Origin of the sequence: Citrobacter sp. Cu233 (assembly GCF_030332225.1) — a bacterium.
Classification (GTDB): Bacteria; Pseudomonadota; Gammaproteobacteria; order Enterobacterales; family Enterobacteriaceae; genus Citrobacter.
Genome location: NZ_JAOWIF010000041.1, coordinates 36,133 through 61,540, shown reverse-complemented (window position 1 = coordinate 61,540; position 25,408 = coordinate 36,133). Strand labels below are relative to the sequence as shown.

At 47.4% G+C, this 25,408-nt stretch carries 21 protein-coding genes; 7 read left to right on the top strand and 14 right to left on the bottom strand.

Going from position 1 to position 25,408, the window contains the following annotated elements; genetic code table 11:
- Positions 1–155 precede the first annotated feature (155 nt).
- A complete protein-coding gene (locus OGX95_RS18155) occupies positions 156–1,904 on the top strand; it encodes a sigma-54 interaction domain-containing protein (RefSeq protein WP_286630478.1) in 1,749 nt (582 codons plus the stop codon).
- A 119-nt stretch (positions 1,905–2,023) separates the two neighbouring features.
- Here the strand turns inward: OGX95_RS18155 and OGX95_RS18150 are convergent, their stop codons facing one another.
- A complete protein-coding gene (locus OGX95_RS18150) occupies positions 2,024–2,503 on the bottom strand; it encodes an anti-virulence regulator CigR family protein (RefSeq protein ID WP_286630477.1) in 480 nt (159 codons plus the stop codon).
- A gap of 280 nt (positions 2,504–2,783) precedes the next feature.
- Here OGX95_RS18150 and melR point away from each other — a divergent pair, with 280 nt between their 5' ends.
- The 6 genes from melR to galE all read left to right on the top strand — a co-directional run bounded on the left by melR (position 2,784) and on the right by galE (position 9,656).
- Positions 2,784–3,722, top strand: coding sequence for a transcriptional regulator MelR (gene melR / locus OGX95_RS18145; RefSeq protein ID WP_286630476.1), 939 nt, complete (start codon positions 2,784–2,786; stop codon positions 3,720–3,722).
- A gap of 194 nt (positions 3,723–3,916) precedes the next feature.
- Entirely contained in the window at positions 3,917–5,377 is a 1,461-nt protein-coding gene (nhaC, locus tag OGX95_RS18140; protein WP_286630475.1) for a Na+/H+ antiporter NhaC, read from the top strand.
- Positions 5,378–5,517: 140 nt separating this feature from the next.
- Positions 5,518–6,690: a MalY/PatB family protein gene (locus OGX95_RS18135; RefSeq protein WP_286630474.1), complete on the top strand. Its 1,173-nt coding sequence runs from the start codon at positions 5,518–5,520 to the stop codon at positions 6,688–6,690.
- Positions 6,691–6,845: 155 nt separating this feature from the next.
- Complete coding sequence (locus OGX95_RS18130; RefSeq protein WP_005122990.1) at positions 6,846–7,481, top strand: carbonic anhydrase; 636 nt, start codon at positions 6,846–6,848, stop codon at positions 7,479–7,481.
- Between the two features lie 153 nt (positions 7,482–7,634).
- Positions 7,635–8,573, top strand: coding sequence for a glucosamine inositolphosphorylceramide transferase family protein (locus OGX95_RS18125; protein WP_286630473.1), 939 nt, complete (start codon positions 7,635–7,637; stop codon positions 8,571–8,573).
- 66 nt (positions 8,574–8,639) lie between these two features.
- On the top strand, positions 8,640–9,656 hold the full coding sequence (gene galE / locus OGX95_RS18120) for a UDP-glucose 4-epimerase GalE (RefSeq protein ID WP_286630472.1): 1,017 nt from the start codon (positions 8,640–8,642) through the stop codon (positions 9,654–9,656).
- 47 nt (positions 9,657–9,703) lie between these two features.
- Here the strand turns inward: galE and OGX95_RS18115 are convergent, their stop codons facing one another.
- From OGX95_RS18115 to tctD, 13 genes are all read right to left on the bottom strand, one after another.
- Entirely contained in the window at positions 9,704–11,095 is a 1,392-nt protein-coding gene (locus OGX95_RS18115; RefSeq protein WP_286630471.1) for a DUF4832 domain-containing protein, read from the bottom strand.
- A gap of 31 nt (positions 11,096–11,126) precedes the next feature.
- Positions 11,127–11,534, bottom strand: a complete 408-nt coding sequence (locus tag OGX95_RS18110; protein ID WP_286630470.1) for a hypothetical protein — start codon at positions 11,532–11,534, stop codon at positions 11,127–11,129.
- Positions 11,535–11,536: 2 nt separating this feature from the next.
- Positions 11,537–12,649, bottom strand: coding sequence for a glycosyltransferase family 4 protein (locus OGX95_RS18105; protein ID WP_286630469.1), 1,113 nt, complete (start codon positions 12,647–12,649; stop codon positions 11,537–11,539).
- 1 nt (position 12,650) lies between these two features.
- A complete protein-coding gene (locus OGX95_RS18100; RefSeq protein WP_286630468.1) occupies positions 12,651–13,862 on the bottom strand; it encodes a glycosyltransferase family 4 protein in 1,212 nt (403 codons plus the stop codon).
- 14 nt (positions 13,863–13,876) lie between these two features.
- Entirely contained in the window at positions 13,877–14,866 is a 990-nt protein-coding gene (locus OGX95_RS18095; protein ID WP_286630467.1) for a glycosyltransferase family 2 protein, read from the bottom strand.
- Positions 14,856–16,241: a capsular biosynthesis protein gene (locus OGX95_RS18090; protein WP_286630466.1), complete on the bottom strand. Its 1,386-nt coding sequence runs from the start codon at positions 16,239–16,241 to the stop codon at positions 14,856–14,858. The genes OGX95_RS18095 and OGX95_RS18090 overlap by 11 nt, the downstream gene beginning before the upstream one ends.
- Complete coding sequence (locus OGX95_RS18085; RefSeq protein WP_286630465.1) at positions 16,238–17,449, bottom strand: lipopolysaccharide biosynthesis protein; 1,212 nt, start codon at positions 17,447–17,449, stop codon at positions 16,238–16,240. The genes OGX95_RS18090 and OGX95_RS18085 overlap by 4 nt, the downstream gene beginning before the upstream one ends.
- On the bottom strand, positions 17,446–19,563 hold the full coding sequence (locus OGX95_RS18080; RefSeq protein WP_286630464.1) for a GumC family protein: 2,118 nt from the start codon (positions 19,561–19,563) through the stop codon (positions 17,446–17,448). Before OGX95_RS18080 ends, OGX95_RS18085 begins: the two co-directional genes overlap by 4 nt.
- A gap of 2 nt (positions 19,564–19,565) precedes the next feature.
- Positions 19,566–20,123 carry a polysaccharide biosynthesis/export family protein gene (locus OGX95_RS18075; protein WP_286630463.1) on the bottom strand — a complete coding sequence of 186 codons (558 nt, stop codon included), beginning with the start codon at positions 20,121–20,123 and terminating at the stop codon, positions 19,566–19,568.
- A gap of 1 nt (position 20,124) precedes the next feature.
- Positions 20,125–21,411, bottom strand: a complete 1,287-nt coding sequence (locus OGX95_RS18070; protein WP_286630462.1) for an outer membrane beta-barrel protein — start codon at positions 21,409–21,411, stop codon at positions 20,125–20,127.
- The gene (locus OGX95_RS18065) at positions 21,401–22,816 is read right to left on the bottom strand and encodes an undecaprenyl-phosphate glucose phosphotransferase (protein ID WP_286630461.1); all 1,416 of its coding nucleotides are present in this window, start codon (positions 22,814–22,816) and stop codon (positions 21,401–21,403) included. Before OGX95_RS18065 ends, OGX95_RS18070 begins: the two co-directional genes overlap by 11 nt.
- Positions 22,817–23,273: 457 nt before the next feature.
- Positions 23,274–24,686 (bottom strand): sensor histidine kinase, encoded by a 1,413-nt coding sequence (locus OGX95_RS18060; protein ID WP_286630460.1) that lies wholly within the window; start codon positions 24,684–24,686, stop codon positions 23,274–23,276.
- Positions 24,673–25,347, bottom strand: a complete 675-nt coding sequence (gene tctD / locus OGX95_RS18055) for a transcriptional regulator TctD (RefSeq protein ID WP_286630459.1) — start codon at positions 25,345–25,347, stop codon at positions 24,673–24,675. Before tctD ends, OGX95_RS18060 begins: the two co-directional genes overlap by 14 nt.
- Positions 25,348–25,408 lie beyond the last annotated feature (61 nt).

Sequence of the window (25,408 nt, the reverse complement as noted above, 5' to 3'; positions counted from 1 at the left end):
TTCTCATAAATGAGAAATAGTGTGATCGCGAAGGATAAAATTAAAAAAACATACAAAAACAATGCAATAGATTGATTTTTCGCAAATCAATTTTGCAATAATTCGCCTATTTATCATTTTTATTGAGAAATGAGAGAGCTTACCGGAGAAGTATCATGATTTCAGTACTGAGCAATATCCAGGATGATATATGCAATTATGCCGATGCTATTTCTGGCATTACCGGGACTGATGTAGAAATCATTGATGAATCTTTAATGCGCATTGCTGGCACCGGTAAGTACCGACATATGCTCAATGAGAACGTGGCAAAAAATGGTTATATCTATCGGCATGTTTTGCAGGTCCGTGAGACGGTATTGATCAAAAACCCCGGTGAACATCCTCTATGTCAGCTGTGTGAAAAACACCATTACTGCTCTGAAATGCTGGATTTGAATGCCCCTATTTTTCTCAATAACCGCGTCATTGGGGTGATCGGCATTATTTGCTCAACGCAAATACAGCGTGACACCTTGCTTAGCCAGATCGATAAATTTGTCACGTTTATTGAGCAAATTGCCGTCATGATCTCCAGTAAGGTCTTTGAATGCCTGGAACGCTTACGCGCGCAGGAAACACTCGGTGCCTTTCGTCGCCTGATTGATGCAATGGATCGCGGCGTTGTAGCCATTGATGGCAAGGGTCGCATCTGGCATGCCAACCATTCAGCAGATCGCATACTTAACCGTGAGGTTCAGGGATTACCCCTGACCATTGAAACGACCGGAGACAGTTTGTATGGCGATGAGGAAGCATGGCTGACGCTTGAAGGGCAAAAACACCATGTGCTGTGTAAACAGATCTCGCTCTCGTCGCTGGATAACGACCGACTAACCATGGTTATCTTTCGCGATGCGCACGACTACCTGAGCACGATTGCCCCCTCGCCCTATGAGTCTGACACACAGGTACGTCTGATTGGTCATTCCCCCTCAATGGAACAACTCAGAAGTACCATTGGCAAAATCGCCAACAGCTATGCCAGTGTACTGATCACCGGGGAAAGTGGTTCAGGTAAAGAAGTTGTGGCATTTGCCATTCATCAGAGCAGTCCGCGTAAAGCCGCCCCCTTCGTGACCATCAACTGCGCCGCTATCCCTGAACAACTACTGGAAAGCGAACTGTTTGGCTACGTACGCGGCGCATTCAGCGGTGCCGATCCCAAAGGACGTGTGGGAAAATTTGAGCTGGCCAATGGGGGTAGCCTGTTCCTCGACGAGATTGGCGATATGCCACTGCATTTGCAGGCCAAGCTGCTCAGGGTACTGCAGGAAAAAGCCATCACCCGTGTGGGGTCTAACAACACCATCAATATTGACGTGCGGATTATTGCCGCAACCAACAAAAACATCAGCGCGATGGTCGAGAATAATCAGTTTCGTGAAGATCTTTTCTATCGCCTGAACGTGGTGCCATTGGTTCTCCCTTCCCTGCGCGAACGACGGGCGGATATCGCCGTCCTGGCACAATATTTTGCCGATGAATTTTCGCTAAGCTACCAGCGACCACCGCAGAAACTTCCTGATGATGTTATTAACCGCCTTTATGCCTGGCACTGGCCGGGCAACATCCGTGAACTGCGCAACGTCATCGAGTACATTTTTGTCATGCGCGGAGAAGCCGCCGGGATCAATGCCAGCCATCTGCCCCCTTACCTGCTTACCGCAGCCGATGGCAGAAAAAGCACAATGATGGCGCAACCTCGCCAGCTTGCCCACCAGGGTAAACAAGCAGAAAGAGATGCCATTGAAAATGTCATACAGCGATTTGGTTCAAGCGTTGATGGTAAGAAACAAGCCGCGACAGAATTGGGGATCAGCATTGCCACGCTGTACCGAAAAATAAAACTGTATGGGCTATGATTTTCCCTTGCTTTCGCCACGGGCTGTCAATGCCTGATGGCGCTTCGCTTATCCGGCCTACGTTTTACAGGCTTTAGCTGGCCGGATAAGACATCAGTGGGCAGTTACGGCTAAGCGTCTTAATCAAACACACCATTAATAATGGCGGTGACGACCGCGGTGCTCAGCGCAATCAACACCAGATTGTCACCGATAACCTGCCATTCATAGCCAGGATAATACGGAAGTTGATTCAACATGGAGGGGGGGACGCTCTTCTTCGCAATTCCAGGAGGGAGCGGTTTTCCTCGAGCCAGATTTTTGGCAATGCCCGGTGGCAGTGACTTATACCCCGTCAAACCATATTGGACAGCGTATTGCCTTGCCACGTGATAGCTGATGTCACTATCGACGTGATCAGGTTTGCCATAATTTTTACGCTGATCTGACTGCGGATTGCCTTTGTGACCTGAATTTCCTTTCTGGCTATTACCATGATTGCCGCTGTTACCATTTCCATTCCCATTACCGTTTCCGGGGTTAGCAAATGCAGGCGTGGCACACATCGTCATCGCGGCAACAGCGACTAAAGCCGTTGCTAAAGTACGGAGTCTGGACATGATGATTCCTTTATCAGTGGTTACCTCTAAAAAGGTACGGTATGGCGTGAATTTAAGCCATTGCTATAACTCCGATTTATGCGCCTTCGCATACCGGGAATACTGATGTAAAGCTCGTCATTCCCGATAACTCAGATCTTCACGTGACAGACAGGCGATCTGAGTTTTTGGGAATAATTTCGCGAAAATGGAGAGAAAACGGTGATTTTTTTCAGTTAAGCTATGTTCATGCTTTGGCGCTACCTCATGGTCAAATTCACTTTTCAGGAACCAACCCGTAATGGCTAAAAGTATTCCGCTGCTGCCACATGATCCCCATATGTGTCGCAGCTATGAAAAAAAGACTCGTAGCCCACTGGCACTCTATTCAGAGTATCAGCGTATGGATGTCGAATTGCGGGAGCCACTGGCCATGACTTACAGTCACTGGCATGGGCAGGTTGAAGTGAATGTGCCATTTGATGGTGATGTTGAGTACCTGTTCAATGACGAAGTGGTACAGAGTAAACAAGGCTTTATCACACTGTTCTGGGCGTGTACCCCTCATCAGCTCACGAATGCAGGGCACTGTAAGCAAATGGCTATCTTCAACTTGCCAATGCATTTATTTTTGTCCTGGCCGCTGGATAGAGAGCTGATTAATCACGTGACGCACGGCAGGGTGATTACCTCGTCAGCATCCCAGCAGCTTAGCGCTTTTGAGGTTCAACGTTGGCAAAATGAGCTCAACAGCGATAACGAACAGATTCGTCAGTTAGCCATTGATGAAATCGCCTTGATGCTCAAGCGGTTTAGCCTCTCAGGCTGGCGGACAGTATTGGGAAACCAAACGGCACGGACCCAGAAGAACAGCATTTCGCGGCATTCACAATTTTACGTCAGCCAGATGCTGGAATTTATTGCCGCCAACTGTGACAAATTGCTGACAGTCGAGGCCATTGCCGATCACGTCAAACTTAATCCTAATTATGCAATGGGTATCTTTCATCGCGTAATGCAACTAACGATGAAACAATATATTACGGCGATGCGCATCAACCATGTACGGGCATTACTCAGCGACACCGATAAAACCATTCTGGATATCGCGATGATTGCGGGTTTTCGCTCCAGCAGTCGATTTTATAGCTCATTTCATAAATACGTCGGTATGCCGCCTCAGCAGTATCGCAAGCTCAGCCAGCAACGCCGAAATCATCCACCTTATGCGGAGGGATAATTGACTATCAAATCTATCGCTTATTTTACTGCTGAAATATGAACATCATAACAGCAGGCCAGAACAGATCGCCTGAAACAGTTAATAAAATAGAGTTCGTTCATCAACTCACGTAACTACGCCACTCCGTTATTGATTGGCCTGTAGCAGGTATTTCTTTGGCTTGTTCAACCGTTAACGATTGGGATGGAATTATGGAACAAAATAGCTGTACCTCACACTACAGAAAAAAACTCTCTTTCTTTTGGTCAGTATTACCGATGGTGATCATGCTGGGAGGGATTAGCATCGGATATTTTATATTCAATATTCGCGCCGAACCTATGATCCTGATGGGAACGGCAGCCGCTTCATTTATCGCTATTGCTCATGGCTATACGTGGGATGATATTCTGCAATCGATTTGCAATAAAATATCAGAAGCACTGCCCGTCATTCTGATTGTCGCCAGTATCGGTTTTTTGATTGGCTCCTGGATGGTATCAGGTACCATCCCGATGATGATCTATTATGGTTTGAAGTGGATTAACCCCCAGTATTTTTATATTTCAGCATTTATGCTGGGTGCATTAATTTCAGTGTGTACCGGCACGTCATGGGGTTCCATTGGTACCGTCGGAATTGCCATGATTGGTGTGGCCATTGGCCTTAATGTCTCTCTGCCCATCGCCGCCGGAGCCATTGTTTCAGGTTGCTGGTTTGGCGATAAACTCTCGCCTGTCTCCGATTCAACCAATATGGCGGCACTGGCTGCCGGTGTAAATCTGTACTCACATATTGGCCATTTGCTATGGACCACCGGCCCGGGATTCATTATTTGCTGCGTGGTTTATAGCTATATGGGTATGGGCATTGATGCCTCTGCCAGCGCACCAGAAAATATCACCCATTTAATGAACGCTATCGGCCAGATTTATCAGTTCAACATTCTGTTGTTGCTACCACCGATTATAGTATTGTACGGCTCACTGTCGAAAAAACCGCCTATCCCGATGCTGTTTTTGTCCACCATCGTATCAATGATTCTGGCTCTGGTTTTTCAACAATTCAGCGCATCTTCGGTCGGTGAATCCGTGGTCAGCGGCTTTAAGCTCGCGATGCTCACCGGAGATCATATTCCTGCACTGTCATCTGATGTCTCGCGCTTATTAGAGCGAGGCGGCGCAATCTCTATGTTCAGCAGTTTTGTGACCGTCTTCAGCGCCTTTAGTTTTGCTGGTGCCATGAGCGCGACAGGCTCCCTGCACACGGTTATTAACGCACTGACAAAAGGAGTTAAATCAACATTCCGCCTGGTCGCTACCACCATTGTTACGACGTTCACCATTTGCGCCTGTACCGCCAATGGAACCTTACCGTTGTTATTGTGCGGCGATGCCTTTAAAGATGAATACAAAAAACGTGGACTGGCTGCGAAGAATCTTTCGCGAACCACCGAAGATGCCGGAACCGTTGTCGAACCTATTATTCCGTGGTCTGCTTCTGGCGTTTATTGCGCCACGATGCTGGGCGTGACAACTCTTGATTATCTGCCATGGGCAATTCTATGTTACAGCGGCGTCATCTTTGCATTGCTGTGGGCAGCAACCGGTATTGGCATTGCTAAATATGAGCCTAATGAACTTACTACCAATCGGGTTGAACAAGAATCGTAAAGTGATAAATAGCTAAAGACAGCGATCACCAGGGTAATTTTACTATATCAACCAGATATGTACATGACGTGTGCATAAACATTATTGGCTCATTTACGCGGCTTAAATTATTTATTTCAGAGACTATCCAGGAGTTAGCAATGTCTTTGTTTGATGCTATTGTCACAAGGGATGTTAATTGTCGCAAATACGGACAATTACAACAAATGTACGGTACCAGCGATGTATTACCACTGTGGATTGCGGATATGGATTTTGGTACACCAGAGCCCATCATGAATACCTTACGCACAGTAGTAGAGCAGCCTGTTCAGGGCTATAACCTGGATTATCCGCAATGGAAAGAGTCCGTTATCCAGTGGTACGCAAAACAGTATGATGCCGAGCTTAAATCGCACTGGCTGCATTTTGTTCCCGGCGTCATAAAAACCATTGTCATGTCTTTGCTGGCGCTTACCCGCACGGGAGACAATATATTAACCTGTACCCCAATATATGATCCCTACCCTAACCTGGTGAAAACCAGCGGCAGGCATTTACTCCAGACCCGTCTCATTGAAAAAGACGGTTGCTATGAATTTGACTGGCAGGATTTCAGCGAAAAACTTAAACAGTGCAAAATGTTTCTTTTTCCCTCGCCACATAATCCTGGTGGAATGGTGTGGTCGCGGGAAACGCTTGAAAAAATCAGTCACTATTGCCAGCAGGCTGGTGTCATCATTCTCTCCGATGAAGTACATAGCGATTTAACTCTGCCAGGTAAGCAACACCTGCCCTTTTTTACCCTCGATGACACAGCAGGAAGTCAGTCAATCGTACTGACCTCTGTCAGCAAGACCTTCAACACGGCGGCGATCCAGGGCGGGATAGCCATTATAAAGAATGATGAACTGCGTCACCGGTTCTATCATTTTCTCGATAACTGTTATCTTGCAGAAACTCACTCACTGCAACAGGCAACGATTTATAGCGCTTATACCCATTGCGGTGACTGGCACCGGGAATTATTGGCTTATCTGGCTGATAACGTGGCATTTGTTAAAAGTGAAATTGAAATGCACTGTCCGTTGATCTCGATTGTCTATGGTGGCGCATCCTATCTGCTCTTTCTGAATGCCGAAAAAATGGCGCTTAGCGAGACGCAGCTACGCGATTTTTTTGTCCATGAAGCGCGACTCGGCCTGTCTCCGGGGTCACAATATGGCCCAGGCGGAGAGGGGCACATGCGTCTCAACGTTGGCTGCCCGCGCGCCGTACTGGTGGACGCAATGAACAGACTAAAAACGGCATACCAGAAACGGCAGAACATGTAACACAGACCGCTACGCTTGCCCTGCGTTGTCAGGGCAAAATTGCCCAAAGATATTGACCGAACTGCTATAAAGTCTTTCTCTTCTGTCGGCTGGTGTTAAACTGGAAAGTGTGATCTTCATCATAACCTGCTTAAACAGAGAAAAGAGACACTGCTATGCAACATATCATTGAGGGCTTCCTCAACTTCCAAAAAGAGATTTTCCCTCAACGTAAGGAACTCTTCCGCAGCCTGGCATCCAGCCAGAATCCTAAGGCGCTTTTCATCTCCTGTTCTGACAGCCGTCTGGTGCCTGAGTTAGTGACGCAGCAAGAGCCAGGACAGCTTTTCGTTATCCGTAACGCCGGTAACATTGTCCCGTCTTTTGGCCCAGAGCCTGGCGGCGTGTCTGCCACCATTGAGTACGCGGTCGTTGCTTTAGGTGTGACTGATATCGTTATCTGTGGCCACTCCAACTGTGGCGCGATGAAAGCCATCGCAGAAAGCCAACCCCTGGATCCGATGCCTGCTGTCGCCCACTGGTTGCACTATGCCGATGCTGCGAAAGCCGTGGTTGAAAAGAAAACCTGGGCTAACGAAATCGATAAAGTAAATGCCATGGTGGAAGAAAACGTTATTGCCCAGTTGAACAACATTAAAACGCACCCTTGCGTGGCTGTTGGCCTGCGTAACAACGCGATTCGTCTGCACGGCTGGGTTTACGACATCGAAAGCGGAGAAATTCGTACTCTGGATAAGAACAGCAAAACTTACGTTTCGCTGGCCGATAATCCACACGTCCATTTCGAGTAAATCAGCACTGGAGCACGGATGCTCTGGCAATCCTCCCACTACGATTTCTGTCAGTAGACAAACACCCCTCTTGCGACTAGCTTTTACACTAGCCATCAGTGTGGCCGTCGTGGAACACGCAATAGATTAAGCGATAAAAAGGAGCAGTTACGCATGCGAACGAAAAATAACAGACTGATTAATATGTTATTTTTTCATGAATCATGGGATACTATGATCCTAAAAAATAAGGGTTCGCATACCTTTCCCACGAACACGCTGGAAATTCTGAACCGCACCCGAGCCCAACAGCTCAAAAAGAAATATACCTTTCAGGCCGATCCTTTCATTATTGAAAAAGACAATAAAGTTTATATTTTTTATGAAGCACTAAGCTTTCGTAATTCGCAAGGTATCCTGCGCTGCCGTATCCTTGATGCTAACCTGGTTGAGCTTGAGGATGTGAAACTCGACGGTTTTGATAACCTGAAATGCCATTTATCATTTCCTTTTTTATTTTACAGCAACGATCAGCTTTTCATGATCCCGGAGTCTTCAGAAAGGAAAGAGGTTATCTTATTCCAGTCGATAGATTTCCCTACGCGCTGGAGACAGGTAAAAGTATTAGTACCTGACCTGGCGCTCACCGATAACGTCGTCGTCTCGTTACATGAAAATCTTTATCTTTTATCCACCACGATGGAAGATGAGTTAGTTATCCATACTGCCAGTGATGTCACCGGGCCATGGCAAAAAATAGAGCCCACACTTAACCTGTCGAATCAACACCCCCGGGGCGCTGGCGCACCACACTGCGTTGATAATAAACTCTATTTCCTTACCCAGGAATGCACGCCAGAAACGTACGGAAAGTCAGTTTATATCAAAGAGTTAATCACGCTTAACGCATCCAGCTTTGATGAGCGTTTGATTGCGCAGATCAATGCCAGCATCAACCAAAGCGAGGGCGTCCACACGCTGAACTTCACCGATAACTATATCGTGTATGATAGTAAGATAAGCAAATTCAGCCTGTTTTCTATACTTAAAAAAATATCTTATAAATGCAGGGTGAAATACCGGAATTTTTACCTTACCCGACGCCACCAATAACGTTTATTTAAGACGGTGGCATTGATGAATCAATGATAGTTTGCAAAAAAAATATCTGGAGACTGTATGGAAATTCTGGTCACTGGTGGTGCTGGTTATATTGGTTCACATACCGTGCTGACGCTTCTGGAAAGAGGTGATGATGTTGTGGTCATCGATAATCTCTCCAACGCCTCGCAAACATCCCTGGACAGGGTTGCGGAACTGACTGGCAAAGCGCCCATCGTTTATATTGCTGATGTGCTGAACAACGATGTTCTGAAAACTATTTTCTCTAACCATAACATCACCGATGTTATTCATTTTGCTGGACTAAAATCAGTTTCAGAATCAATAAAAGAACCGCTTGCCTACTATGACAATAATGTCACCGGCACGCTGGTTTTACTGCGTGAGATGCTAGCTGCGGGAGTTAAGCACTTTATTTTCAGCTCATCCGCCACGGTATATGGCAACCCGGAAAGCGTTCCATTAAGTGAACAATCGCCAACCGGTGGTACCACCAATCCGTATGGCACATCAAAATTCATGGTCGAGCAAATTCTGGCAGACTTTTCCCGCGCACAGCCCGATTTCCGCATAACCTGCCTGCGCTACTTTAACCCAGTCGGCGCACATCCATCGGGCAGGATTGGTGAAGATCCGAATGGTATCCCCAACAATCTGGTACCGTATATTTCTCAGGTGGCGATTGGCAAGCTGGAAAGCGTGTCGGTCTATGGAAATGACTATCCAACCCCTGACGGCACCGGTGTGCGTGATTACATCCATGTGATGGATCTGGCAACTGGCCATTTAGCAGCACTGGATTGCCAGGAAAAAGGTGCGGCATACAAAGTCATCAATCTCGGTACCGGTATCGGATATTCCGTACTTAACCTGATCGCAGCCTTCGAGAAAGCGGCGCAAACCCGAATTAATTATAAGATTGTGGCCAGAAGACCCGGGGATATTGCCGAATGTTGGTCCGACCCGTCGTTAGCACGAAAAGAGCTGGGATGGCAGGCCATCTACAATCTGGATGAAATGATACGCGATACCTGGAACTGGCAAAAAAACAATCCAGATGGCTATCACGTTTAATTTTTAACGATAAGGAGCCTGATTGCCAGGCTCCTTACTATGGCAGGCTATTTCACCGTTACCGCAGACACGCGATACCAACCGTTGCTCAGCTTCCCTTCATTGGCAAAGTTAATTCTTGCCGCACCGGATTTATCCACAATCGCCGCTTCAATAGCATATTTCCCTTTCGGCAGCGTCCCGGGCATCGGCATCCCGTAACTCAGTGGGTGTTTTCCGGGCAGCCAGTGACGTATATCTTCAGGGACATTCCCTTGTGCCACCACCTTATTGGCCTCATCAACCAGACGAAATGCCAGCGTGTAGGGAAGGTAAATCGGCGCGTTCCCCTCATTATACCAGGTGCTTGTCAGGGTGAGTTCTTGTCCCCCTTCCCAGACTGACTCGTGGCTCAGGGAGGCTAAGCGAAACCGATAGCCCAGTTTTGTCAGTGCCTCGTCGACAATCGGACGATACTCACGGGGCACGGTTCTCGATTTCAGGTTAATCGTACTGGTATGTTGCTTCACCGCCCAGTCAAAAATCCCCTGCACTTCCTCTCGCGTATAGTGAAACGTATTTTTCCAGTCCTGCATGTACGAGCAGATCTCAAAGCTCACTGGCGCATGTTTCCAGGCATCATTAAATCCTGAAGAGCTTTTCTGTGCGGCCTGCAGCCGTTGAGGATAATCATCCGCCATATGATTCCATGAATCAGAAAACACGCGGAGATCGCCCAGGCAGTCCGCACGCCAGCCCGCCCCGCGCGCGACCGCATTCGCCAGGCTTTGCCCACCACTCATCAACATGATTTTTGGCGTACGGGGGAAAGCCGTGAAATGCATCGTCACATAACGGTCCAACTGCGCCGTGGTGTAGCGCTCCAGTAATGGCTTCAGCATCGGGAAATTGCTGTTATGCCACTCTCCCCACGACCCCACCATGCCGATATCCACGAAAGCCAGGTTCTCGTTACCATCATAGCGTTTACCCATCGCGTTCAGCAGGCGCTGGCTATATTCAATAAATAGGGGATCGTCTAAATCAGGGATAAAGGTTTTATTGTCAGGCGTCCAGGTTCCCTTTACGCCTTTTTTAATCAACCAGTCGGGAATTTGTGAACCGGTTTCCGGCTCAGCAAGCGCCATAAACCGCAGTCCGACGTTCATCGCCGGTCGATGCGCGGCAGCATACCTGAAGGCGTCATCAACCAGTGCAAAATTGTACTGGCCTTCGACAGGCTCAAGGTCACGCCAGTAAAAGCGCTCATACTCAAAGCCTGTGTCGGGATAATCCGCCAGTCCAAGCGTTTCACCATATCCCTGATGAAAACTGGCTACCCCAATACCTGGGTTTGTCAGTGGGCCCGTCAATGCTTTAGGGGTTACGGTCGTTAATGCGGCCAATACCGTCAGCGGACAGAACAGACACAACAGCGCAGAAAACCATTTACACTTCATCGCAGTGACGCCTTCCACAGGTTTGTTAACACTAGCGGTCTTTCAGGCTTAACCACCAGTCCCAAATACCAACGTGAAAATGTTGGAATACATCAATACCCAATGCGGATTTGATCATGTATAGCGTCAGTAATACGCAGCAGGTGACAAACAGCGTGCCTAGCAGCAGCAAAAAAGTGAGCAACATGGTCGATAAGGTCGACTCCTGACGATGCCGCTGACGTAAGTCTCTGCCGAATAAAAAAACCAGATAAAAGCGTTTACCGAAAAATGGAAAACTTCTGCGAATATCGATCCGATGTCTTGATGCCAGAGTGCTGGCGACGATCGCTTTCTCGATCCCCTCTTTTTGTTCCGGAGTCAGTCCCTCCGATATATGCACATCAAGCTGAGCATAAAATCGTTCAATGACGGGGGGGCGATTCTGAGGACTGGTCAAAATTAACCTATATCTTTATCAATTGAGTGATAGACATTGACTGTTTTTCTGGCAATTTCCTGCCAATCATAATTTTGCAAATATACACGATAGTCCACGCTATTTGCGCTGGCCCAGGCGGTTAATTTCTCAGCAAGACTGGACAATGAGCCGACCCGAAAATAGGCCTCAGACGGCAACTGCACCTCCAAATTTGCGGGGATGTCGCTCACCACCGCCGGGAGGGAATACGACATCGCCTCCAGAAGCGCAATCGGTAGTCCTTCATGGTAAGAAGGCATAACAAACAGCCGGGCCTGCGAAAACACTGCCTGAAGTTCATCTCCCCTTAAAAATCCGGTCATCACCACGCCAGGGGTATCAGCGGCAAGTTGCTTGAGTCGAATACTGTATTCTGTTGGGTGATCTGCATCACCAATGAGCACTAGCGGCTGTTGCAAACCACTTTGTTTGTACGCGGAGATGGCATCATGCATCCCCTTTTCTTCCACAAACCGTCCGACCACCACGAAATAGTTTTTCGCTTCGAGTCCAAAGCGGGAAAGCGTGGCATGAATGGTTTGATCTGACAACGGACGGGGCTTATTGACGCCGTTGAAAATCAAATGCGCATCATAGCGAGCATGTTTTTTCTGAATCAGTTGGTTAATGACCTCAGAAATCACTATCACCTCATTGGCATATCTCACCGCCCAGCGTTCGCCCAGCAGCAATATTTTTTTGGCGACAAATCCCCATTTTTGACGATCGTAATCAGGCCCGTGGTGGGTAAAAACCACCTTCTTACCTAACACGCGTAATAATGGGATCACCAAACCCGGCCCTATAGCATGGACATGCACAATATCAGAACGGTCGACACAGGTTCTAAACGCCGCTAAAACGGAATGCACAATCGCTTCCAGTGACCGTTTTTTGGGTGCCCACAGCGCATAGGTCTCAACTTTCTTATAAGAAGATCGTTTGTAGCTAACATACGGCGAGCGGGCGATAACACAAATATCAACGTCAAACTGTTGTTTAATCGCCGGATAAAGATTCTGGCAGTGGGTTTCCACACCGCCCAATACGTCCGGAATACCGCGGGTACCAAAAACCGTTATTTTTTTACTCATTCTATGGCCTGCTCAGAAGTTCTTTATATAGCGCCTGTAAGGTATCCATATGTTTGCTAAGCGCATATTTTTCACTCAGGCGCGCACGACCCCGTAAGCCCATGACGCGTGCTTTATCCGGGTCATCAACCAGAGTATCCATCGCCTTCGCCAGTTCCTGCGCATTACCCGGCTCAAATAAAATCCCTTCAATACCGTCGCGTATTTGTTCGGGGATCCCGCCAATACGCGCCCCGATCACCGGTTTCGCGAAAGACATCGCCTCTAGCACCGCCATTGAGCAGTTTTCATAACATTCAGAGGGGAGGATCACCACTCGGGCATGCTTAATGAGCGTATTGAGAGCATCACCTTGTTGTACATAACCCAGAAACTCCGCTTCCGGGTATTTCGCCACTAACTCGTCATGCAACGGACCGTGCCCCACTATTTTCAGTGGAGCCGGGTTACGCATTTTCTGATGAGCGGCCAGCAACGTTGCCACCCCCTTTTCACGGCTCAGGCGGCCGAAGTACAGTATATAACCGTCATCGACGACCTCATCGATGGGCTGGCTATCATCAACACCATTGACGATCACATCGATTCGCGATTTCGGCAACGTTCGGAGTAACACGCCGCGTAGAAAGAGGCTGGGTGAAACAATCACATCCAGAGCCTGATAATTTTGGGCAATGTATTGCCAGGTCGCTTCTAACGAGAGCAGCAAGCTTTTAGAGGCAGAGCCTTCCTGACAACGATAGCGGAAGGCATTGAAAACGGTACCGGTGATACAGGCATCACACACCTTCCCATCACGTAACATGGAGTATGCAGGACAGACAATCTTATAGTCGTGCGCCGTCAGCACCGTTTTGCAGCCAAAATTACGCGCCACTTTAATTAACGCTGGCGTCAACTGATGGTAAATATTATGAAAGTGAACGATATCAGGGCGTTCTTTTTGTAAAAGCGCCAGCATTTTTTTGCAGGCCTGGGTGTTATGAATAAAGTTAACCGCAGTTTTGATGCCCCCCAACAGATTACTCTCTTTATGGTAATCAACATTGCTGACGAAATAATCAGCATAATCAGAGGGGAAATTTTTCTCATGCTGCATGGAAAAATCAATGACCTGAACACCAGCCTGTTTCAGCATGTCGCGTTCTTGAAAATAAACCGTTTCCGCGCCGCCTTTAATGAAAAAAAACTTGTTAACTAATAATACTTTCATGGCGCTTGTCCCGGTTATTCATGAATGATTTTACTGTTGGGCGGAGTCAGCGGATCGCGTACCGGATAAAAAATACCTTTGATCAGCCCCGCTGAGCGTACGATTAAATTAATAACGCTTTGCAACCCATCGCTTAACGAGCGATTTTGCACAATCTTCAACAAGGCAAATGCCAGTAATGGTAAAAGCGCAACGGCAAACACATTGATATTAAAGGTGAGCAGCGCAACAAATAAGAGAATAAGGTATAGCGCAAATACCGCCTCATTCTTCACGATGTTAAATGACTGGGAAAACCAGGGTTTCCCCCAACTACAACGCAAAAGCTCACCTGGAGCCTGGTAATAACCGCTGGTCCAGCGGCGCGCCAGCATCTTAAACGTCGGCAGCGTATGTGACGTATGGCTGAAGTAAGGAATATCCAGACGCCGCAGTTTATAGCCCGCTTCGATTAAACGCAGCCCCAGCTCAGCCTCTTCATAAGCGTGCAAATTTCGGTTGGTCAGATAACCAATTTTTTCAATTGCCGACCGACGATACAGTCCGCCGCCCCCCAGATGATCGCTATCGCCAAGAGGATAGATTTTATTGATCCGCTGCTTACGAGACTTAAATTCATAGTTAACGGCATCATCCATTTCGACAGTACCGGCCACCCCGGCATAGTCCGGTTCCGCCTGCAAAAAAGCAACAGCCTGGTCAATGAAGCCATCTTCCAGATCCATATCTCCATCCATCAGTAATAAATATTCCCCTTCGCTGTACAGATAACCCAACTGATGGCCCACCCCACAACAGCGATCGCCCGGATCGGTGAGTGACACTACCGTGACGCCTTTATTGACTGCCAACTGCTGGGTGTTATCAGTCGACAGACTGTCAGCCACAATAATTTTATGCGGATACCCGACCAACTGACGCCGAATGCTGTCGATCGTTTTCTCAATACCTTTAGATTCGTTGAGCGTCTTAATACTCACTGAAATAAATGGCTTATTGTCCATACCATCCCCCTGCACTGCGAAGTACGGTTCGACGAATCACTAAGCTCGCCCCCAGCGATAAATAGAACAGGAACTGTAACATCGGCGTAATCATCAATATCTGGCTGTAAGGCAAGCTGATTAAACAACTGATAGCGAAAGCATTAAATGCTGGCGCAAAGCTCAGTAACTGCAGATCCTGTTTATCCAACTGCTCAAGCATCAATACTGGTTTTGGCTGGCATACTTTCAGAACATAAACAAACAAGCCAATAAACAGCAGCGTGCCAATAATGCCAACTTCCCACAGCAGCATACTCAGAGCCGTCGAGTCTAAAATCAGGTTATAGATAATGTTCAAAAATCCAGGGGAGACCGTACTACCACTGTTTGTGGCATTAAGCCCATAGCCAAATAATGTGCCCGACAGTCCCCATAGATCGTTATTTTTTAACCAGAACAGAAACGTTGTGAAACGCCCCAACTCTCCGGTCGACATGATGTAGTTCGGATCAAAGATATAGCTCAATGAATCAATAAAAATGCTTAATGAGCCTTTCGTCGGATCGCTGCCAAAAGCGGAAGCGTAGTACCAGGCCAGTATCATAATCGACAGGCCGATGAGCACCAGCATTCCTGCCACAATGACAAATAACGTCTTCAGATTTACCTTACTGACATCTTTAACATAGCTCGGCGATATCCACACCCATGCCAGAAATATCGGTGACAGCAGGATGACAAACTTAACCTCACCAATGATGCATAACCCTATTCCAAGGATGATATGCAGCGCTGCGGATTTAAACGTCGTAAGCCCGTGCTTATATTCAGAGAGTTTCAGCAACATAATTAACAGGCAAAATAACCCCATCGCCGCCGTATTGCCGCCACCCATTGGGTCTCCGCCGAATGTCCCTACCACGGAGTCCCATTTTTCATCTTCCCCGCGCACAGCCACACGCTGAGGAACAACCAGCAAAACCTGATAAATCATCACCGGGATTTGCGCGTAGAACACCCAGTACAGATAGCGTGTCGCTCGATATATCTGCGATTCCCGGCAAAAACCCAACAGCAAACACACCATCACCAACGATAACGCGATTTCGTTTTTGAAGGCCACAATTGCAACGGTTACCCCGCCCTGAATCAGGGTCGATGTTCCCGCCAGTACCAGAAAGGAAAAATACAGCGCAAGGATAATGGTTTCCTGTGCATCCAGACGTAGCGCCCCGTCTCGCGTCTGCATCACCAGTAATCCCACCATCAGTAATGTCAGGAAAAACGGGAGCCACAACACGGATTGCAGGCCGGTAAAATACTGCACCAGACCACACAGGATCAGCGTTATAAATGTGTAGACCTGTAAATAATTTCCGGTATTCAGTGTCATGGCATCACCGGCTTGTTTTTCAGGAGATTGGCCCGCTTGTTCATTTTCAGGTAAATGAACGCATAGCGAATAAATGTCAGTGAAGAGAACAATATTACTGACGCCGCATAATCATGGTAAAAATAGGGAACGACCACAAACGCCAGTAGCACAATCGCCAACTGTTCAAGTTGGATACGCAGAAAATAGCGGTGCGAGCCAAAAATAAGCTCAATCACCGTTAAAGGACTTATCGCCAGTGCCGGGAACAAATAGGGCAACATGTAGCGCGACGTCTCAATGGAGTTAATCCAGTCTTCGCTAAAACCCAGCCGCATCACAATGGGATAGAAAATAAAGACGCCTAAGGTACAGCCCCCCCCCAGCACTAACAGCAGCATACGTACCTTCGTATACTCCTGATAATTGAAGGTGTTATTTCTGAAGTCGATGGACCATTTAGAAAAAATGGTATTGCGTACCGCGTTGCCGATAATCACTACCGGCGCCAGACAGAACCGGCTTACAACGGAAAAATACCCCGCCGTCAGCGCCGAAAACCAGAAGTTAATCAGCATAATAGGCAAGTTACTGCTCGCCATTGCCAGCACCTCAGCACTACCGACTTTAGTGATGTGATGAATATTCTGTTTAAAAAATCGCAAATTACTTGCCGGACGCAAATGCTGCGACGTCACCGAGCGAATATCAAACGAATGTAAAATACAGCTGGTGGTCAGCAGTATCATGGCGCAGGCCCACGACCAGTAAAATGTCTGTACCTGGTGCGTGAGCAGTACCGAGAGCACCACCACCACAGAGACCGAAATACGCTGAAAAATCAGAAAATAAAAGTTGGCTGTCCGCAGCGATAAGTTTTCCGATATTAACGCCCACGCCGTTGAAAGCGTCAGCAAATAGAGAAACAGTATGTTCTGGTGAAACAACCACGCGGTCAGGACGGCATACGGTAATGCAATGAGCGCGCTTTGCAGCAAACAGAACACCACATTTTGCGCCAGCTCGTCATCCTGCTGTTTGGGAATCAAAAGCTGGGAGGCAAAGGTACATACCTGTGCCCCCACCACCGCGATACTGTAATTGAGCGCATACAGCCCAACCTCTGCCATATCGTACTTATGTGAGATCAACCAGATAGACAGCGCACCAATCAGCTGCGAAACGACTGATGAACTGGCTATCGTAGAAGCGCTCTTCAGTAAGCTCATACACGACCTGGCGTAGTCATCAGTTGGTCAGTATTGAAGTTCAATGAGCGCAACCCTTCCTGCGTTTCAAGGTTTTTTTCCTCGACCGCATTCAACACGGCGCCAATCACCACGCCCTGATTATCCTCAATCTTATCCAGTGCGCTGGCGATATTCTCCGCAGAACCGGTCCCGGCTTTCACGATAAAGATAACCCCATCAACAGCGCGTTTGATCAGTTGGATATCCTGACTTTGATTGACCGCAGCAACGTCAATAATAATGCGTTGATACTGCGACTTCAGTTCGCGCATCACGGGTTCAACGTGCTCTGACGACAGCATCAGTAAAGAGGAAATGGTCGTCTTACCGTGGGGGATAAAATCAAGATTTTCAGCGATCTTAACCCGTGCCTTTTCAAGCGGAGCCTCACCCCGCAACAGCTCCGCCACACCAGCAGAAGTCGCCGATGCCAGTTCAGAAGACAGGCCGTTGGTATTGAAGAAATCTGCATCAATAAGCAACGTTTTCTGATCAAAGCTGAATGAGCTGGCCAACAGATTCGCCAACAGGGAGCGCCCTTCCCCCTGCTCCGCCGAAGCAATAGCGACCGTCTGCAGCGGCCGGTTATCCAGCATAATTCGGGTGCGAATACCGTGGATGATATCGGCATTCAGCGGGTTCTTCAGTATCATATCCCGCACCTGTGCACGTCCCGAAGTACCGGTAAATCGACGAATTTCGCCCAATGGCTCGACATTGAGACGTTTCTTCAGACGGCTCAGGGAGCTTATTGAATTATCCATTGCCGCTTTGACGATGAAATACATGATGCTGAATACCACAACCAGCATCACCACCATCACGAGCAGCAGCGATTTATTCGGCTTAGACGGCTTTAACGGAGGAACGGCTGGATCATACAGCACCGCATCCGCATTAACCCCGGACAGCGACAATTCCTGAGTCCGCTGATAAAGCGTTTTATACAGATCTTCCATTTTATCTAACGCCAATTTTTGGCTGTTATAGGCATCCCGTTTTGATGCCATCTTCTGGAAGATCTCTTTTTGCTCAGCAACCTGCTGCTGGTAATTCTTTTCGTCGGCCAGCGCAGCCAAATACTGCTGACGTAAGCCAAGTTTTAGCTCACCCAGTACCCGACCCGTTTGATTTTGGATTGATTGCACATCGGCTTCTGCTTTTAAAATATTGGCACTTTTAGGCCCATACACTTTGCGCAGTTCCGACAACGTACGCTGCGCCTGGATCAGCGCAATGCGTAAATCCTGAATCTGCGCATGGTCAGAAACTGATGGCAGAGAAATGATATCGCCTGAAGATTTCCCTCGGCTATTGACTTCATTGTAAACAGACTCCGCGGCGACACGCCGTTGGGTCGCATCGGCAAGACGGTTGGTCACAATGCTTAACTGCTCTGTTTCAAAACCATCAATACCACGGAAGGTCAGCAGCCCAGAGTTTTTCAGGTAGCTATCCATTTCCTCTTTTTGTTTCGCTATCGATTTCTGAATCTCTTCCATTTTTTCAAAGTTGAGATTGCGAGCCTGCTCTGCGTTCAGACGCTTTTGTTCTACCGTGTAGTTGATAAAAGCCTGAGCGACGCCATTGGCTATCTCAGCTGAAAGTTGAGGCGAGGACGATTCATAAGAAATAGAGGCCAGATTAGTGGTACGGATACCGATGACCTTCAGGTCTTTCGACAATGTTTTCAGCGCCTGATCAACCCTCAGCTGCTGATCTTCACTGCCAGAGCCGGGCTTCACCCCGGTAAAATCCGGGTTTTCATCCAGCTTCAGATCGCGGACCGCCTGCTCGAGGATAATGCGAGACTGCATCAATGCATACTGTGTTTCGTAGTAACCACTACGCGTTGAATCAAAACCATCAACCTGGGGAAAGGGCGACACATTATCAGCCTGAGCCTTAATCAACACCGTGGCAGTCGAAACATACCTGGATGACATCATGCTGATTAATGGATATGCGACAACCCCGGCAATAATACCGGCCAGCGCGATTTTCCAGGCGTTCTTTTTCAGTTCTTTGGCAAAGCGGGAGAAATCGACGGAGTTTTCTCGTTGCTTGCCGTTTTCCACTATAGATAGTTTCATCGTTAGAAGAACCCCATGCCAATAATCACGACATCCCCAGGACGAACAGAGTGCGTTAAATCAACATTCTCAAGTAGCTGATTGCTACCGGAGAGGCGAATGTTGATATCTTTGCGATCTGCACGGTCAGTAAATCCACCCGCCTGAGCAATCGCTTTCTCTACGGTAAGTCCCGGCTCCCAGGCGAATCCATTCGGGCTTTTCACTTCCCCTGACACGTAGAATTTACGGAACTCGGCAATACTCACTGTCACCATGGGATTAACCATATACCCATTGCGCAAGCGTTGAGTTAATTCAATATTCACCTGTTCTGGTGTTTTATCTTTTAAACCCAGCACGCCGATATAAGGGAAGTTTATTGTTCCACTCTTATCCACAATAAATTTCATCGTCATCTCGGGTTCCCCGTAAACAACGATATTGACAGTATCCCCCGCCCCAATTCGGTAATCCTCTGCCACCGCAGCAGGATCGTCCATTAATGGTGGCCTGGACGTTGTGCATCCGACCAACAGGATACTGAATAGCAAAAACGCGCACAGTTCTATTATTTTCATTTTAGATCTGAACCTTAGCTTTAAGCATAATCATAGAATTATCATAACCCAACGTTCTAATGACTTCCTGATTGTCGTTGGGACCGATATAAAACGAATCAGTATCCTTATTCGAATTCAGGGTATCTAATTGATATTTAATCTCAAAATTGACAGACGGCGTGTAGTCATAGCTCATGGTTACGCTAAATACACCATTTTTATCATGTCGATCCTTGTTCTGTTTTTTATAGTCTTCCGTGGTGTATGAGTAGTCCAGCAAAGTAGAAAAACGATTACCCAGCCAGAAATGCTGGTAAGAAAGCCCATATTCAGTCACTAAAATATACCCCCCAACTTCCGAGGGGTCTTTAATACTTTGAGCAGAATGGGCAGTGAAGACTGACTGATTTAACGGCTTCCACTCCCCCTTTATATCCCAGTTTAGACCATTAAAATCATTCGAGTTTGGGGCATTTTCAAATGTTTTGTACAGCCATGAAATATTCATGTCGACGTTGGTTTTCCCCGTCAACTGCGATTTCAGACCGTAAAGCAAATAGTATTCATTACTGTCTTTTTCTGAGTTGTTATCATAGTGACGCTGATTAGTAATAAAACTATAGCGAAAGCGCGTTCTCGATGTGTATTGGTCAAAAACTTCAGCAACCAGACTATTTTCATGCCATTCCTGCTGCTGAATGTAATTGTAAAAATCCGGGCTGGTATCCTGCACATCCGAGGTATTCCCGAACGTCAGTTTTTTATATAACAGTGCCAGTTCCGCTTTGCCGCGTCCATCTGGTGCGCCATAGCTATAGCGCAATTCACTGTTGATAAAATTATTCGTCAGCGGAGAGTTAACTCCATACTGGCGGAACTGGTTCGGCAAAAAGCCCTCTGTGATATCGCGGCCGCGAGATTCATGCCCAATTGAATCTTCCAGATTCAAGGTTAAGCCGTGCATTTGCCCATAACGCCAGGCACCGTTAAAACGGAAAAAATGGTCGTTATAGTTATCGGCAGAATCGCTTGAGTAGTTACGATAATCTCCTGAATACATTAACAAATACTTATCCTGACCGCGCTCACCGATCATACTAAACACAGGTGCCGCGCTCTGGAAAGCTGAACCTATCGCATCGCTGTTATGGGGTTGATAAGTCACGTTATCATCATAACCGTAATCCACAGCAACTTTGCCCTGGAAGTCGATCCCCGCAAAGCCAATGTGTGATTTCGGTGTGAGATCAGCCCATGCGGACTGCGATATCACGATTCCGGTAATAACTATTAATTTAGTATGCATTCTTACCGACAAATCCTTTGAAAATAGTTTTAATAATAATTTTTATATCCAGCCATAGCGACCAGTTTTGAATATATTCAATATCATACTGAACGCGCTTTTCCATCTTATAAAGTGCATCGATTTCGCCACGGAAACCGTTAATCTGCGCAAGCCCGGTGATCCCCGGCTTAACTTTATGGCGGATCATGTAGTTTTCGACCTGTTTGCGGTACTGTTCATTGTGCGTAACCGCATGAGGTCTGGGACCGACAATAGACATACTTCCCTGCAATACATTAATGAATTGCGGGAGTTCATCAAGAGAGGTGCGTCGCAAGAAACTACCAAATTTTGTCACACGTGGATCATTCTTGGTGGCCTGGATAACCGTATCGGAATTCTCCATAACTCGCATCGAGCGAAACTTCCATACCTTAATTTTTTGTCCACTCAGGCCGTATCGATCTTGTTTGAAAAACACCGGGCCACGTGAGGTAAGTTTAATACCAATAGCAATCGCTAACATCAGTGAGGAGATCATCACCATAATGATGCTACCGAGAATCAGGTCTTCAGCACGTTTAATAAATGAACCGGCCCCTTCAAACGGTGAGCTAAAGATGCCAATGGTTTGCAGATTGTGGATCGAGCGCAGCTTGGACATATTGTTACTGTAGGTATAAAAATCAGGAACAATATAGGTATCTACCGTGGTATCTGACATCATGGCCAAAAAGTGACGAATACGATGTAATGCCACCATCGGTAATGCGATATAGATCTCGTCGATATTCCCTTGTTTGGCCTCTTCAACCAGATTAATGACAGGGCCACGAAAAGGACTTTTTATCTTATCCACGATATCACCACAGCGGGACAAAGCGCGTTCGTCATAAAAAGCCAAATCTAATTTGATATTGGAGTATTCGGCTATCAATGCTTTTTCAGCTGCCACACCGTTGTCGGTAAGACCAATAATCGCCACACGAATGCTTTTTTTCGTTGAATATTTAAAAATGAAAAAACGAATAAAATAAAGAAAAGGTAAAGGAATAAAATACCAATAAACAATAGGAGATAAAAAAGACGGTGTCAGGCTTGTCAGGTATCCAAGTGACTCCGGTTCGGCCACCGTCATGCTGATCACTTCGTTGAACGATATCGCCAACAGTGTACAAAAAAGCAGCCGTTTTTGGTTGCGTATGCCGATGGTTTTTATCTTCTGCTGGTACATTTTTGTGTATTCAGCAAGCAGTAAGAAAAACACTGAGAAGAGGATACTCAGAATGACAATGGTCTTAAATGGCACCATATCTAACAGATGGGCGCTAAAAATTAACGTAATATTAATTACAATAAAATCGACCAGTTTCAAAAAGACTGGATATCCTTGACTGCTAATCTTTAGCGAATTTTTAAGCATATCTCAGCCCATTATTTATTGATATTTAATTGTTTTTTTCTCTTTTCATGTTGCTAATTATATCACAAGTCTAAAAAACGCAATGGCACATTGTCAGTAAATGTAAAAAATAATGTTTATTAGTGTGACTATCACCCATGTATCATTTGTATCACCATGATTTCAATCATTAATTTATGAGTGAGCATTTTTTCACCACCACCAAAAAAGATGATAATTTACAACACAACCGTTATTGACAGATAACAATTCTTAGACTATGAATACTGCTATATGTATGATGAATAGCACAAAATCGTTTCTCTTTTTTCCCAGGATAACCGTTAAAATTAATTAACGGTGTCACAATACAAATAAAAACAATAAATCACACACCGTTATTGTTAAAATAACAATGATAATTAACTTTATTATTTGCAATTTACTGAGAATAATCTGTACCAAAGAAATAAAGACATCAGATCGTGATGCTTAAAAATCGGACTCGTACGCTCAGCCCCCCTAGTGTATTGCTACGCGACAACTGCGGGTGTGTGCGGTGTAGACGCGCAATATCGTTGACCAGAGCCAGGCCTATCCCTGCGCCCGGGACATTGCCGACGTTATCCAGGCGATGAAACGGCAACAGCGCCTGATGCACCCGTTGCTCATCAATACCTGGCCCGCTATCTTCAACCACCAGCACCACGGCCTCCCCCTCGCGTACTAAACGCGCCGTCACCACGCCCTGTACTGGCGTATATTTCAGCGCATTATCCAGCAGATTTCCGCACAGTTCACCGAGCAGCACCTCATCCCCTTCAATCCACAGCGCCTCCTGCTCTCCCTCATATCCCAGATCGATGGCTTTACTGCGAGCCTGCGCCAGACGGGTAAAACAGCTGGTTTGCACCACGTCATACAGATTAACGGGCGAAAAGTGCCTTTCCCCCTGCTCTTTACGCTTCACCGCTGAAAGCTGTAACAACCTTTCCGTCAGTTGAATGGTGTTATCCAGCGTTGAACTCATCGCCTGTAAGCTCTCATACCATTGTTGCGGCTGAGGGCTCGCCAACGCCACTGCCGCCTGCGTTTTTAGCACTGCCAGTGGTGTTTTGAGCTGATGGGAAGCATCTGCGCTGAAGCGCTCCTGGCGGGAGATAAGCCCCCGCAGTCGGTCGATATAGCGGTTGAATGCGACAATCAGCAGACGGGTTTCCGACCACGGCAGTAACTCCGGCAATGGCGTCAGCAGTCCTGGTTCGCGGCGAACCATAAGCGATGACAACTGGCGCATGGGGCGCAATACCCGACGTAGCAGCCAACCGACCAGCACCAGCGTCAGGAGTACTAATAGACCTTGTGACACCCATGAGGAAAACAGCAGTTGCCGCGCCAGATAACGACGTGATTGCAGCGTTTCGGCAACATAAATTTCGGCCATGCCAACAATCCCGCCCTCATTGACCGGCTGGAGCAGGCGTGCCACGCGGATCGCCTCACCGCGATATTCCGTATGATAAAACCACGCTAACGCCGGATACAGCCGGGTACGCGAGGTCGCGGGCGGCATGGCCGGTAAATCGTCATAACCCGAGATAACCTTCCCCGCAGGATCGACCACCTTGTAATACAGCCTGTCGTTCATATTCAGTTCAAAGCTGTCCAGTACCACCCACGGCACGTTGACTTCCAGGTGTTTATTGCGCACGACCAGCCGCTCTGAAACCGTTCTGGCCGATGAGAGCAGCGTCCGGTCATACGCCTGCGTCGCGGCCTGTAATGCGCTAACGTAGCTGTTAAACGCCGAGAGTCCCCACAACAACAGCAGCGGTAGCCCGAGAAACATCAGCAGTTGCAGGTACAACGACTGGGGCTTAACCCACCTCATCGCAGCGTTCCAGCACATAACCCAGGCCACGCAGCGTCGCGATACGCACGTCGCTCCCTTGCAGCTTCTTCCGCAACCGATGGATATACAGCTCAATGCTCTCGGGGCTGACCTCATCGCTCAAACTGAAAACCTGCTCAAACAACTGTTGACGTGAAACCGGGCGCAGTCGACGGTACATCAGTACTGTCAGCAGGGCCTGCTCACGCGGTGTAAGCGCCAGCGGTTGTCCCTGCAGCAGAAAGTAACCTTCATCGTGAAACGCCAATTCTCCCAGTTGCTGTATCCCTTGCACCTGGCCTGCACTACGCCGCAACAAGGCCCGTAGCCTGGCATCAAGCTCTTCAATTTCAAACGGTTTTGCCAGATAGTCATCCGCGCCTGCGTTGAGTCCCTTCACCCGATCCGCCACCGCGCTGCGCGCCGTCAACAACAGAACGGGCAGCGTCTGCCCGCGCTTACGCAGCCGCTGAACCACCTCAAGGCCGTCCAGTCCCGGCATATTGATGTCCAGCACCGCCAGCGCGTAGGTTTCGCTATGTAAAAGATGATCGGCCGACTGACCGTCAAAAACGCAGTCAACGGCAAAACCGTTTTGTACCAGCGCTTTCTCCAGCCAGTGAGCGAGCTCACGGTTATCTTCCGCTAATAAGAGACGCATATCACATCCTGTAAAGTTTCTGCCGCATTGAAAGGGAATTGAAAGGTTAATGTTTTAACAA

Coding starts and splice junctions, on each gene's coding strand:
- OGX95_RS18155 (WP_286630478.1), top strand. CDS start 156: ATGATTTCAGTACTGAGCAATATCCAGGATGATATATGCAATTATGCC.
- OGX95_RS18070 (WP_286630462.1), bottom strand. CDS start 21,411: ATGCATACTAAATTAATAGTTATTACCGGAATCGTGATATCGCAGTCC.
- OGX95_RS18115 (WP_286630471.1), bottom strand. CDS start 11,095: ATGAAGTGTAAATGGTTTTCTGCGCTGTTGTGTCTGTTCTGTCCGCTG.
- OGX95_RS18100 (WP_286630468.1), bottom strand. CDS start 13,862: ATGAAAGTATTATTAGTTAACAAGTTTTTTTTCATTAAAGGCGGCGCG.
- OGX95_RS18095 (WP_286630467.1), bottom strand. CDS start 14,866: ATGGACAATAAGCCATTTATTTCAGTGAGTATTAAGACGCTCAACGAA.
- melR (WP_286630476.1), top strand. CDS start 2,784: ATGGCTAAAAGTATTCCGCTGCTGCCACATGATCCCCATATGTGTCGC.
- OGX95_RS18135 (WP_286630474.1), top strand. CDS start 5,518: ATGTCTTTGTTTGATGCTATTGTCACAAGGGATGTTAATTGTCGCAAA.
- OGX95_RS18130 (WP_005122990.1), top strand. CDS start 6,846: ATGCAACATATCATTGAGGGCTTCCTCAACTTCCAAAAAGAGATTTTC.
- OGX95_RS18060 (WP_286630460.1), bottom strand. CDS start 24,686: ATGAGGTGGGTTAAGCCCCAGTCGTTGTACCTGCAACTGCTGATGTTT.
- OGX95_RS18065 (WP_286630461.1), bottom strand. CDS start 22,816: ATGCTTAAAAATTCGCTAAAGATTAGCAGTCAAGGATATCCAGTCTTT.
- OGX95_RS18125 (WP_286630473.1), top strand. CDS start 7,635: ATGCGAACGAAAAATAACAGACTGATTAATATGTTATTTTTTCATGAA.
- nhaC (WP_286630475.1), top strand. CDS start 3,917: ATGGAACAAAATAGCTGTACCTCACACTACAGAAAAAAACTCTCTTTC.
- OGX95_RS18105 (WP_286630469.1), bottom strand. CDS start 12,649: ATGAGTAAAAAAATAACGGTTTTTGGTACCCGCGGTATTCCGGACGTA.
- OGX95_RS18090 (WP_286630466.1), bottom strand. CDS start 16,241: ATGACACTGAATACCGGAAATTATTTACAGGTCTACACATTTATAACG.
- OGX95_RS18080 (WP_286630464.1), bottom strand. CDS start 19,563: ATGAAACTATCTATAGTGGAAAACGGCAAGCAACGAGAAAACTCCGTC.
- tctD (WP_286630459.1), bottom strand. CDS start 25,347: ATGCGTCTCTTATTAGCGGAAGATAACCGTGAGCTCGCTCACTGGCTG.
- OGX95_RS18150 (WP_286630477.1), bottom strand. CDS start 2,503: ATGTCCAGACTCCGTACTTTAGCAACGGCTTTAGTCGCTGTTGCCGCG.
- galE (WP_286630472.1), top strand. CDS start 8,640: ATGGAAATTCTGGTCACTGGTGGTGCTGGTTATATTGGTTCACATACC.
- OGX95_RS18085 (WP_286630465.1), bottom strand. CDS start 17,449: ATGAGCTTACTGAAGAGCGCTTCTACGATAGCCAGTTCATCAGTCGTT.
- OGX95_RS18075 (WP_286630463.1), bottom strand. CDS start 20,123: ATGAAAATAATAGAACTGTGCGCGTTTTTGCTATTCAGTATCCTGTTG.